The following is a 13,229-nucleotide window of genomic DNA, read 5'->3' as shown; positions in this document are numbered from 1 at the left end:
AATAGAAGTTCACTATTTGCACACACCCTTAAGTAAGTAAGAACCCAAAAAGTATAGGTGTCTTTTTATTTATGGTTGACAAAAATTAGAAAATCGTACGCTTTGTTACATTTCGCGTTATGTAAAAGACATTATACAAAAAAAAGTTCTTACTCCATTCTGGAGAGATGAAAACAGCGAGACTTAAACACTATTGTATTTATCAATAGAAGTTCACTATTTGCACACACCCTTAAGTAAGTAAGAACCCAAAAAGTATAGGTGTCTTTTTATTTATGGTTGACAAAAATTAGAAAATCGTACGCTTTGTTACATTTCGCGTTATGTAAAATGTAGGAGATGTTCTTATATGATCCTTCGTAATAAATTCAACGCTTGCTCTACCTTCCTATTCGATAAAAGAATTGAGGGGATTGTGGTATGACTTCTATCCATACATCACCATTCTTTGAAAATAATTATACGCTTGGACTTTTTTGATTTAAGAGTAGGTTTTAATGATATCCTCAGCAATGCTTCTTTTTGTTATACACTGATCCATAGCCTGTTTTTCTATGTAACGATGAGCATCTGCTTCGCTCATTTTCAATTCGCTGATTAATAGCCATTTTGCTTTATTGACAATACGTATTTCTACCATTTTTTCCTCAATAGAGAGTGATTTCTTCTCGAATTGTCTTAGACGTTCACGCATACTTTCCATCCAGTAAAGTGCTTGTGTCAAAATCGATTTAGAGGTTGGTTTTGGTAATGTAAACACTCCGTGCTCAGCTACTTTATCGTGAATAGCGGCATGTATATCGGCTTTTACTAAGAGCAATACAGCGGTTTGCTTTAGCGTGCATGTGTCAATTGCAAAACGTGTCCCTGCATCATCCGGTAACGGGGAATTAATAATAACAAAATCGTAGGATCGCTCAGCAATCATTCTTTTTGCCACACTGATACTGGTTACTTTATGTATAGGAGAATATCTGGATTCAGAAAGCAACTCGCCGATGGCAGAAGTAAAGCTGTCTGTTGCTGATACGATAAGTATATTATAGCAACGCTCTTTTAGGCTCATGCTGCATTCCTCCTTCCATTTATTGATATTATCTATTACAGTATATTTCTAATATTTTAGTGGGAATATGTTGTTTGATGAATTCACTGTTAAGGGCTGATTCACAGGCATCTCTTAATGAAGTTGGTAACATTTTTAACTTGGAAAGTACATCTGCATCAGCTTTATAAAGATCGATATCCGTAGGTTCTGCTAATTGCAAATGATTCTGAATACCATAGAGTCCGGCATATATCAGTAATGCAAATGCTAAATAACTATTGGCTGTCGGATCGGGAGAACGAAGCTCAGCACGACGATATTTTCCTACTGCAGCGGGAATTCGAATCAGTTGCGAACGGTTTTCACTAGACCAAGAAATATACTGTGGTGCTTTATCATTACCAAATCTTTGATAAGAGCAGTTTAATGGATTTAAAAAGAGAGTCATATCACAAACTTTTTCAAGAATACCTGCAATAATCAGGTGTAAATAATCTGAATCATCATCTGCCTTAGCTGAAATGTTAATATGAAAACCGTTGCCTGGTTTATCAGTAAGCGGTTTAGGGCTAAAATCAGCAATCAGTCCATTACATCCGGCAACGGTTTTCACAACTGTTTGAAAAGTCATTGCATTATCTGCGGCTGTAAGTGGATCAGAGTAGCGAAAATCAATCTCGTTTTGCCCGGGACCTTGTTCATGATGAGAACGTTCCGGATAAATGCCCATTTGTTCTAAAGTAAGACAAATTTCACGTCGGATGTTTTCACCTCGATCATCCGGGGCAATGTCCATATATCCGGCATTATCATATGGTTTTTTGGTGGGTTCCCCGGTTTCACTTAATGTAAAAAGGTAAAATTCCTGCTCAGCACCAAAGTAAAAATGAATACCTGCCTTATCTGCATCCTGAATGGCTTTTTTCAGTATGGAACGCGTATCACATTCAAATGTCCTTCCATCAGGATATGCTATATTACAGAACAATCGAACAACTCGTCCATGCTCCGGTCTCCAAGGTAGCGGCATTAATGTATCTGCCTCAGGATGAAGAAGTAAATCAGAATGTGTTTCATCGCTGAAGCCGGCAATAGCGGAGGCATCAATGGCAATACCATCCTCAAAAGCACGAGGCAGTTCATCCGGCATAATGGATAAATTTTTTTGCCTGCCGAATACATCACAAAAAGCAAGCCGTATAAACTTAACATCTTCTTCACTCACATACTGTAAAACTTCTTGTTTTGAATACTTCATAAGCGTACCTACTTTCTTTTAATTTGCTACATACATTTGTTTATATGGATTTTTGCTGTCAGGAGTAATGACGGTAAAAGCGGCATTTAATATAGTTTCTAAATTCTGTCCTAAATCAAAAGAATATTCACAAAGGTATTCTTCGATTTCTTTCATATCATCTAAAGTTGCCACTTTGGCTGTAACCTGTTTTGGTAAGTTGATATTGTCATAATTTCCACGAATATATAGTTTACCACCATGCATTCCTGTACATGGGAAATTACCGACAATATGCTCGGACTTGGAATTTAAGCCTAAAACAATAATGATTCCCCCTGCCTGATACTCACCTAAGAAACTTCCGGCAGAACCACCGATGATCATGACAGGAATCTTACGTTTGTATGCCTTCATATGGATTCCAGCACGATAACCCGCATTGCCTTGTACATAGATTTTACCACCACGCATAGCATAGCCGGCAGCATCACCGATATGACCATAAATGATGATTTTTCCCTCATTCATCGTATCACCAACTGCATCCTGTGCATTTGCCTTTACTGTGATGACTGCATCATTTAAGTACGCACCCAGGGCATTTCCGGGAATCCCGTGTATGGTGATATTTTTATTAGCCATACCGGCTCCGATAAAGCGTTGTCCACAGCACGATTTTATAATGTAGTTATCGTCTGTTTTACGGATCAATTCATTTATTGTTTTGTAATCTAAACCTGTAGCATCTATCAATTGCATTATAGCATACCTCCATTCATATTTTTATGAGTTTCTTTAGAATATCTTTTCAATGTATCGAAATTGATGCTATTAAGTGGTATCAGTTCTCTGATGAAATCCAAACAAGCCGATCATTCACCTGCATAGGAGATACCGAGAATTTCTAATTCTTTTTCATTCAGACCAATTCCACGAAGCATAAGACGATTACCGCGCAGTGCTTCTATAGAATTAATTCCCATGCCACCCATAAGTTCTTTGATTTCATGTTGCCATGCCTTCAGTAAGTTTATTAACCGTTTACTTCCAATTTTGGGATCAAGTCTTTTTACAAGGTTGGAGTTCTGCGTGGCAATTCCCCAATTACACTTACCACTTTGACATGTGCTGCAAAGATGACAGCCCAGAGCAAGTAAAGCGGCAGTGGCGATATAACATGCATCTGCACCTAATGCGATTGCTTTAACTACATCAGCGGCAGTTCGAATGCTACCACCTACCACCAGAGACACATTGTTACGGATTCCTTCATCTCTAAGCCTTTGGTCAACTGCAGCCAATGCCAGTTCGATTGGAATACCTACATTGTCACGTACTCTGGTTGGAGCAGCACCGGTACCGCCACGGAAACCATCGATGGCAATGATATCTGCACCACTACGGGCAATACCGCTGGCAATAGCGGCAATGTTATGCACAGCAGCTACTTTAACGATAATTGGTTTTTTATACGCTGTAGCTTCTTTTAGGGAAAAAACAAGTTGTCTTAAATCTTCAATTGAATAGATGTCATGGTGGGGAGCTGGAGAAATGGCATCAGAGCCTACGGGTATCATGCGAGTACGAGAAACATCACCGACAATTTTGGCTCCGGGCAAATGTCCACCAATCCCAGGTTTAGCACCCTGTCCCATTTTAATTTCAATTGCAGCTCCTGTATTCAGATATTGTTCGTGTACACCAAAACGTCCGGATGCCACTTGGACAATTGTATGCTCGCCATAGCAATAAAAATCTTCATGCAAACCACCTTCACCGGTATTATATAAAATGCCAAGCTCAGTAGCAGCAAGAGCAAGTGATTTATGAGCATTGTAGCTGATAGAGCCATAACTCATTGCAGAAAACAGTAACGGCATGGACAGTTCTAGTTGCGGTGGTAATTTACAAGAGAGATCGCCGTTTGAAAGACGCTGAATCTTTTCCGGCTTTTTACCAAGATAAACCCGTGTCTCCATTGGTTCACGCAGGGGGTCAATGGAGGGGTTCGTGACCTGAGAAGCGTTAATAAGTATATTGTCCCAAAAAACAGGAAGTGGTTTTGGATTACCCATGGAGGACAGAAGAACACCTCCGCTATTTGCTTGCTTGTAAATTTCTTTTATAATATCATTCTGCCAGTTGGCGTTTTCACGTAAAGTACAATTAGTTTTTACAATTTTTAAGGCTCTTGTAGGGCAGAAGCTAACACAGCGCTGGCAATTTACACAATTACTGTCATCACATTTCATCATGCCCTTTTCTTCGTCATAATAGTGAACCTCGTTCGCACATTGTTGTTCGCATACACGGCAGTGGGTACATCTGTTTTCATCTCTGACAACTTCAAATTCAGGATATATAAATTCTAAGCTCATTCATATGCACCTTCCTTCACTTTAACGATAACTGGTTCTCCGCCAACAGGTGCCCAGATATTTTCAGCATCTGGCTCCATCATGCGGATTGCTGCCTCCTCACTGGCAATCAACACTTTATCGTCTTTTTCGCCAACGACCATAGAGCGGAGTTTAAGACGATCATTAAGAGCCATCAGTCCTCCGTTAAAACCGAATACAATAGAAAAGGGACCTGTTATCAAGAGACTGGAAAAGATGGTTCTCAGATATTTTAATTTCTCCCGCATTTCCAAGTTTTTTTCAGTAGAAAGGGTGCTCCAAAAGGGTGCTGCAATCACATGGGCAACTTCTTCTAAAGTAAGTCCCTGTACACGAAGAAGATAATCCATCATATATGTAATCACTTCTGTATCTGTCTGTAAGGTACATTTATATCCGAACATTTCAATGAAACGTCTGTTCGCATCATAAGAGGATATTTCACCATTATGAACTATAGAATAATCAAGCAAAGTAAAAGGGTGTGCTCCTCCCCACCATCCAGGTGTATTTGTTGGATAACGTCCATGAGCAATCCAAGAATATCCTTCATATTCTTCTAATTTATAAAACACTCCCACATCTTCGGGAAAGCCGACAGCTTTAAATGTTCCCATATTTTTACCACTGGAAAATATATGTGCACCAGGCATATCTTTGTTGATTTTCATAACAGTCCTGGCTACGAATTCCTTTTCGTCTAATTGCATGGTTGTCATAACGGATTTCAGAGGATCAACAAAATATCGCCAAATAATAGGTTCATTTGTAATGGCAGGAATCTTACATGTAGGAATCAGTTCAGAATGAATGATTTCAAAGTGCTCCTTTAGAAAAGATTCACATGTTTTTCTCGTGGTTCTGCATTCATAAAACATATGGAATGCATAAAAATCCTTATACTGCGGATAAATACCGTATCCGGTAAAACCACCTCCTAATCCATTTGAACGATCATGCATGGGTTTCATAGAATCTATAATCATTTCTCCGGACATTCTGTTTCCTTCTTTGGAAATGACAGCAGCAATAGCACATCCGGACGGGATTCGTATTTGACCTTCTTTCTTCATAGAACTACATCCTTCCTTTCAAATATAACAAAAAATATAACAAAAAAACAAAGACGCTCATTTAAAACAGAAACTTACCTGTTCTTTAAATGAACGCCTTTGCTCACTTAAAGAATTTATACACCTGTTTACAGTTTTTGTCAACAAAAAGATTTGTTTTCAGAAAACGAATGAAAAAAGATGATTGACAAATGAAAAAAAACGGGTGTATAGTCTTTAAGCGTAAAGGCAATGGTGTCTTTGAGGAATATACCTTGAAGAATCTTTGCCTTTTTTATTTTAGGAAAACAAAGCAGTTTAAGAGAGGAGAAATACGGTATGACATATGTTGATGAAGTGATTGCGCACGTAGTAAAAAAGAATCCTGCTGAGCCGGAGTTCCATCAGGCTGTGAAGGAGGTACTGGAGTCTTTAAGAGTAGTGGTAGATGCAAATGAAGAAAAGTATCGAAAGGATGCCCTACTTGAGCGTCTGGTTCATCCCGAGAGACAGATTATATTCAGAGTACCTTGGATAGATGATAAGGGACAAGTACAGGTTAATACCGGTTACCGTGTTCAGTTTAATAGTGCAATCGGACCATATAAAGGAGGTCTTAGATTGCATCGTTCTGTAAACTTAAGTATCATTAAATTCCTGGGATTTGAACAAATTTTCAAAAATGCACTTACAGGTTTACCGATTGGCGGCGGAAAGGGTGGTTCTGATTTTGATCCTAAGGGGAAGTCAGATCGAGAAATCATGGCATTTTGTCAAAGCTTTATGACAGAGCTTTGCAAGTACATTGGTGCAGATACGGATGTTCCGGCAGGGGATATCGGAACCGGGGCAAGAGAAATCGGTTATTTGTTTGGTCAGTATAAGAAAATTCGCGGAGTATATGAGGGGGTTCTTACAGGAAAAGGATTAAGCTATGGCGGATCTTTGGCAAGAAGTGAAGCTACAGGTTATGGTTTATTATATTTGACTGAGGAATTGTTGAGGTTAAATGGTATTTCCCTTAAAGGAAAGACAGTTGCGGTTTCCGGTTCAGGGAATGTTGCAATTTATGCAGCAGAAAAAGCGCAGCAATTAGGGGCAAAGGTCGTGACAGTAAGTGATTCTACCGGGTGGGTATATGATGCTGAAGGGATTGATGTTGCAGTTCTTAAGGAAATCAAGGAGGTTAAGAGAGCAAGATTAACGGAATATAAGAGTTATCGTCCGAATTCAGAATATCACGAAGGTCGTGGTGTATGGTCTGTAAAGGTAGATTTGGCACTACCGTGTGCAACGCAGAATGAACTTACGTTGGAAGATGCAAAACAGTTGGTAGCAAATGGCTGTTTGGCTGTCTGTGAAGGTGCAAACATGCCTACTACACTAGAAGCTACTCAATATTTACAGAATAATGATGTTATTTTTGCTCCGGGTAAGGCAGCTAATGCTGGCGGTGTTGCAACATCCGCATTGGAAATGTCTCAAAACAGTATGAGAATGAGCTGGTCGTTTGAAGAAGTGGACTCTAAATTAAAAGATATCATGGTAACCATATGTCATAATATGTCAGATGCTACAGAAAGATATGGAGCAAAGGGGAATTATGTATTAGGTGCGAATATTGCCGGATTTGAAAGAGTGGCAGAAGCGATGAGTGCACAAGGTATTGTATAAACATATAGAAGTAAAGGCAAAGGCGTCTTTCATGCAGATACAGCATGTAAGACGCCTTTCTTTTATGATAAATGATTTAGAAGAAGGACAGGTGGAAAAGGAGGAAAACATTATGAAGAATGTTTCGGAGTATTTTGGTAATCTGGTGTTTGATGATAGGGTTATGAAAGCAACTTTATCTGCAGAAGTATATCAATCTTTGAAGAAAACGATTGATGGAGGGGAACGGTTGGATATCAGTGTAGCAAATGCGGTAGCTGGTGCTATGAAAGATTGGGCAGTGGCAAATGGAGCTACTCATTACACACACTGGTTTCAGCCTCTTACCGGAATTACAGCAGAAAAGCATGATAGCTTTATAACTCCATCACCGGATGGTGGAGTTATTATGGAATTTTCAGGAAAAGAAATGATTAAGGGGGAGCCTGATGCATCATCGTTTCCATCCGGAGGGCTTCGGGCAACTTTTGAAGCAAGAGGATATACTGCATGGGATCCAACATCTTATGCATTTATCAAGGGGAAGACATTATGTATTCCTACGGCATTCTGTTCTTATGGTGGGGAGGCCTTGGATAAGAAAACCCCATTGCTTCGTTCTATGGAAGCACTGAATAAGCAGGCTCTTCGAATTTTACGTTTATTTGGAAATGAGGATGTAAACTATGTGCGTACTTCGGTAGGGCCGGAACAGGAATATTTCTTGATTACCAGGGAGATGTTTGATAAACGTCCGGATCTTCAGTATACAGGAAGAACACTTTTCGGTGTAAAGCCTCCAAAGGGGCAGGAAATGGATGACCACTACTTCGGTGCCATTAAGCCGAAGGTTGCAGCGTTCATGGAGGATTTAAATGATGAATTATGGAAGTTAGGAATTCTCGCAAAGACCGAACATAATGAAGTGGCTCCGGCACAGCATGAATTAGCGCCTATTTATACTACAACAAACATTGCTACGGATCACAATCAGCTTACCATGGAGATTATGCAAAGGGTTGCTATCAAACATGGTTTGGTTTGCTTACTTCATGAAAAGCCTTTTGCAGGAGTGAACGGTTCCGGTAAGCATAATAACTGGTCTCTTGCAACAGATACCGGTGTGAATCTTCTTTCACCGGGTGAAACGCCATATGAAAATGCACAATTCCTATTATTCCTATGTGCAGTTATCAAGGCGGTCGACAATTATCAGGATTTACTTCGTATTTCTGTCGCAACAGCGGAAAACGATCACAGATTAGGCGCAAATGAGGCTCCTCCTGCTGTAGTATCGATGTTTTTAGGGGATGAACTGAACGCAATTTTAGAAGCAATCGAAACAGATGCACCATATATAGCAGCCGGAAAAACGAAGATGAAACTGGGAGTAAGCGTACTCCCTAGATTTACAAAAGATACGACAGATCGTAATCGTACATCACCATTTGCCTTTACCGGTAATAAATTCGAATTCCGTATGCTTGGTTCATCAAACAGCATAGCTTGTGCAAATATTATGTTGAATGCGGCAGTCGCGGAGTCTTTGAAGATTTATGCGGACCGATTAGAAGGTGTAGAAGATTTTGAATCAGCACTTCATGAAATGATTAAGAAAACAATTAAGGATCACAAGAGAATCATCTTCAATGGCAATGGATATGATGACAATTGGATCAAGGAAGCTACAGAAAAGAGAGGACTTTTGAATTACCGTACAACGGCGGATTGTATGCCGCATTTGATGGATAAAAAAAATGTAGATATGCTTACATCTCATAAAGTATTTACTGAGAGAGAATTGGAATCAAGAATGGAAATCATGCTTGATAACTACTGTAAGACTGTCATTATAGAGGCAAACACTATGGCGGAAATGGCAAAATGCTCCATTGCTCCGGCGGTTGAAAAATTTACCGCAAGCCTGGCGAAAAATGCTTCCATAAAGAAAAGTCTTGATGGTTCTCTTCCATGTGTGTATGAAACGAGTATAGTAAAGAAGTTATCTATCCTTACAGATAAGATAGACATGGCTGTTGATGAGCTAAAGACTTCTCTTGTGGAAATTCAGGATGTTACAGGAATCATAGAAGAATCTGTCATGATTAGAGATGAGATACTTAGAAAGATGAGCGAGCTTAGGATTGTTTGTGATGAAGCAGAAACGCTTACATCAAAGGAATATTGGCCGTATCCTTCCTATGGAGATATTTTGTTTAGTGTGAAATAGATAAAGAAAGAGGGATGAAGATTATGTTATACAGTCCTGTAAACACGATTTGGGTACTTGTTGGAGCTGCATTGGTATTTTTTATGCAAGCGGGTTTTTCACTCTGTGAGGCAGGATTTACCAGAGCCAAAAATACTGGAAATATTCTTATGAAGAATTTAATGGATTTCTGTATAGGTACACCGGCATTTTGGTTAGTAGGATTTGGTATTATGTTTGGTGCAGGAAACGGTATCATAGGATCATTTGATCCACTTATCAAAGAAGATTATGGCAATATACTCCCATCAGGTGTACCGCTTTGGGCATTTGCAATTTTCCAGACTGCATTCTGTGCAACATCCGCGACCATCGTTTCCGGAGCCATGGCGGAGAGAACAAAATTCAGTGCATATTGTATTTACTCCGCCGCCATTTCATTGTTGATTTATCCTGTTTCCGGTCATTGGATCTGGGGTGGAGGATGGTTATCAGAGCTTGGGTTCCATGATTTTGCAGGTTCAACCGCAGTCCATATGTTGGGTGGTGTCTGCGCAATGATCGGAGCTGCTATTCTGGGACCACGTATCGGTAAATATGATAAAAATGGTAAACCGAAAGCAATCTTAGGACATAACATTACGTTTGCAGCTCTTGGTGTATTTATTCTTTGGTTCTGTTGGTTCGGTTTCAATGGTGCATCCACTGTCGGTATGGATAGTGATGCATTGTTGGAAACCGCAGGTCGTGTATTTTTCAATACAAACATAGCTGCAGCAGTTGCCTGTTGCACTACTTTGATTTTTACCTGGGTTCGCTATAAGAAACCGGATGTATCAATGACTTATAATGCAGCACTTGCTGGTCTAGTCGGTGTAACTGCAGGTTGTGATGCTATGTCCTCAGTAGGAGCGGCAGGTATCGGTATCGTATGTGGTATTTTAGTAGTAGTATCCATCGAATTTTTTGATAAGATTGCTAAGATTGATGATCCTGTTGGGGCAGTATCCGTTCATTGTGTTTGCGGAGCTGTGGGTACGATTCTAACCGGATTATTTGCAACAGGCGTTACCACTGAAAAAGGCTTATTCTATGGAGGTGGCTTGCATTTCTTCCAGATTCAGACATTAGGTGTAATGTCGGTAGCAGCCTATGTGGCATTTGTAATTACCATTGTGTTTCTTGTTATCAAACATACGATTGGACTTAGAGCTGATAAAGAAGATGAACTGACAGGTCTGGATATCTCAGAGCATGGTTTACTTACCGCCTATGCAGGATATGCAATGCTTCCTGATACATGTGAAGAAGACAGTGTTGAGCCGGTAACGGTGTCGCAAGATGTTCCTCTTGACGAAGCGGTTGAGGTAAAAAAGATGCCAAGCTTTCATGATGAAATGCCTAAGATTACAAAGATTGCAATTATTTGTAAGGAACATAAGCTTGAGGCATTAAAAACATCTATGATGAACCTTGGTATTAAGGGGATGACAGTTTCCCATGTACTGGGGTGTGGTGTACAGAAGGGGAAACCGGAATATTATAGAGGTGTTCAGGTAGAAGCTACCCTACTTCCGAAGGTACAAGTGGATATCGTAGTAAGTAAAATACCGGTAAGGAATGTCATTGATGCAGTGAAAAAAGTACTTTATACAGGACACATCGGAGATGGTAAGATTTTTATCTATGATGTAGAAAATGTTGTAAAGATTCGTACCGGTGAAGAAGGGGTCGATGCTCTTCAGGATATAGATTAAAAATAAATAAAAGCGTTTGAGAAAAGAGAAGTAACATAGGTGATTGCTTACAGCGAGTATGGGATGGTGAGAGCCATATAGTGGAGCCTGTGCGAATAACACTTTTCGAGCTGCAATCTGAAAAGATATTCTTAGTAGGTGCGCCGTTTCGTTATGCGTAAAGGAACTAGTCTTGTTGAAGACTTGGAAAATGAGAAAAAATATAGGTGGCACAGCGAGTACAGCACTTGCCCTATAGAATGCTGAAACTGATTTTGGAGGAAAAATATGTGTTCTATAATGGGTTATTGCAGTCGCAGTGCTGCCTATGATACGTTTATGAAAGGATTTGAGGCAACGATTTCAAGGGGACCTGATGACAGTAGAGTGATGGATACCGGTAAGGGGTATTTGGGTTTTCACCGTTTGGCGATCATGGGACTTCATGACGCCGGTATGCAGCCTTTTCAGTTAGATAAAAGTTACGCTGTTTGCAATGGAGAAATATATGGATTTGAGGAACTTAGAAGCAGGCTGTCAAGAAAGTATGAATTCAAGAGTGATTCAGATTGTGAAATAATTTTGCCCATGTACAAGGAATATGGTACGGCTATGTTTGCCATGCTGGATGCGGAGTTTGCATGCATTATTTATGATGGAGATCGTGAAGAATATATCGCAGCAAGAGATCCGATTGGTATACGACCGTTATATTATGGTTATGATATGCAGGAGGTGATTATCTTTGCCAGTGAGCCAAAGAATTTAGTAGGTATAGTTGAAAATATCATGCCGTTTCCTCCCGGTCACTATTATAAGGATGGGGAATTTATATGTTACCTGGATATTTCAACAGTTACGAAAGTTTGTGAAGATGATTTAGAAAAAGTATGTAGAAATATTCGTGAAAAGTTAGTCTTAGGTGTGGAAAAACGTCTTGTAGCAGATGCAAAAGTTGGCTTTTTACTTTCAGGGGGGCTGGATTCTTCCTTAGTTTGTGCAATTGCAGCTAAAAAAAGTAAAGAAGCAATCAAGACATTTGCAATAGGTATGAATGAAGATGCTATAGACCTGAGATATGCAAAGCAGGTGGCAAATCATATCGGAAGTGATCATACTGAGATTTATATGACACCGGATGATGTAATCGCATCGCTTAGAACCGTGATATATGTATTGGGTACTTTTGATATTACTACGATTCGAGCTTCGATAGGAATGTATCTGATATGTAAAGTGATTCATGAAAAGACGGATATCAGAGTTTTATTAACAGGTGAAATTTCAGATGAATTATTCGGATACAAATATACAGATTTTGCGCCAGATGAAGAAGCTTTTCAACTAGAATCACAGAAGAGAATAAAAGAACTCCACATGTATGATGTGCTCCGAGCTGATCGCTGTATCTCTGTGAATTCTCTGGAAGCAAGGGTCCCGTTTGGGGATATAGATTTTGTAAAGTATGTAATGTCTATCGATCCCAAGCTGAAAATGAATCGATACGGAAAGGGGAAATTTTTACTTCGTCATGCTTTTGAAGTGGGAGATTATCTTCCTGATGAAATCCTGTGGCGAGAAAAAGCTGCATTTTCAGATGCGGTAGGACACTCTATGGTTGATTACTTGAAAGCATATGCTGAAAAAATATATACGGATACAGAGTTTAAGGATAAGTGTAAGAAATATGATCATGCACAACCCTTTACAAAAGAATCTTTACTATACCGTGAGATATTTGAAGAGTATTACTTGGGACAAAGCAAAATGATTGTAGATTTTTGGATGCCGAATAAAGAATGGGACGGTTGTCATGTAAATGATCCATCGGCAAGAATTCTTTCTAACTATGGTGATAGTGGAATTTAGAAAAAGACAGATATGATGTGGGC

Annotated in this window: 9 protein-coding genes; 4 read left to right on the top strand and 5 right to left on the bottom strand. The window is 39.5% G+C overall.

Annotation, left to right across the window (positions count from 1 at the left end; translation table 11 throughout):
* Nucleotides 1-481 precede the first annotated feature (481 nt).
* From NE665_RS01390 to NE665_RS01370, 5 genes are all read right to left on the bottom strand, one after another.
* On the bottom strand, nt 482-1,066 hold the full coding sequence (locus NE665_RS01390; protein ID WP_117441459.1) for an ANTAR domain-containing protein: 585 nt from the start codon (nt 1,064-1,066) through the stop codon (nt 482-484).
* 28 nt (nt 1,067-1,094) lie between these two features.
* Nucleotides 1,095-2,306 carry a glutamine synthetase family protein gene (locus tag NE665_RS01385; protein ID WP_117441460.1) on the bottom strand — a complete coding sequence of 404 codons (1,212 nt, stop codon included), beginning with the start codon at nt 2,304-2,306 and terminating at the stop codon, nt 1,095-1,097.
* Nucleotides 2,307-2,324: 18 nt separating this feature from the next.
* The gene (locus NE665_RS01380; RefSeq protein ID WP_117441461.1) at nt 2,325-3,047 is read right to left on the bottom strand and encodes a glutamate synthase; all 723 of its coding nucleotides are present in this window, start codon (nt 3,045-3,047) and stop codon (nt 2,325-2,327) included.
* A gap of 113 nt (nt 3,048-3,160) precedes the next feature.
* On the bottom strand, nt 3,161-4,666 hold the full coding sequence (locus NE665_RS01375) for a glutamate synthase-related protein (RefSeq protein WP_117441462.1): 1,506 nt from the start codon (nt 4,664-4,666) through the stop codon (nt 3,161-3,163).
* Complete coding sequence (locus NE665_RS01370) at nt 4,663-5,760, bottom strand: glutamine amidotransferase family protein (protein WP_117441463.1); 1,098 nt, start codon at nt 5,758-5,760, stop codon at nt 4,663-4,665. The genes NE665_RS01375 and NE665_RS01370 overlap by 4 nt, the downstream gene beginning before the upstream one ends.
* Nucleotides 5,761-6,078: 318 nt before the next feature.
* On the opposite strand from NE665_RS01370, the gene gdhA reads away from it, so the two are divergent.
* The 4 genes from gdhA (at nt 6,079) to asnB (ending at nt 13,206) form a co-directional block, all read left to right on the top strand.
* Nucleotides 6,079-7,413, top strand: coding sequence for an NADP-specific glutamate dehydrogenase (gdhA, locus tag NE665_RS01365; RefSeq protein ID WP_117441464.1), 1,335 nt, complete (start codon nt 6,079-6,081; stop codon nt 7,411-7,413).
* 112 nt (nt 7,414-7,525) lie between these two features.
* Entirely contained in the window at nt 7,526-9,622 is a 2,097-nt protein-coding gene (locus NE665_RS01360) for a glutamine synthetase III (RefSeq protein WP_117441696.1), read from the top strand.
* 23 nt (nt 9,623-9,645) lie between these two features.
* Nucleotides 9,646-11,358, top strand: coding sequence for an ammonium transporter (locus NE665_RS01355; RefSeq protein ID WP_117441465.1), 1,713 nt, complete (start codon nt 9,646-9,648; stop codon nt 11,356-11,358).
* A 267-nt stretch (nt 11,359-11,625) separates the two neighbouring features.
* Entirely contained in the window at nt 11,626-13,206 is a 1,581-nt protein-coding gene (gene asnB, locus NE665_RS01350; RefSeq protein WP_117441466.1) for an asparagine synthase B, read from the top strand.
* Nucleotides 13,207-13,229: the final 23 nt, after the last annotated feature.

The sequence above is a fragment of the Clostridium sp. DFI.1.208 genome (genome assembly GCF_024463855.1).
Classification (GTDB): domain Bacteria; phylum Bacillota_I; class Bacilli_A; order Erysipelotrichales; family Erysipelotrichaceae; genus Clostridium_AQ.
The sequence above is the reverse complement of the archived record's forward strand: the minus strand, read 5'-3'. Positions and strand labels throughout refer to the sequence as shown.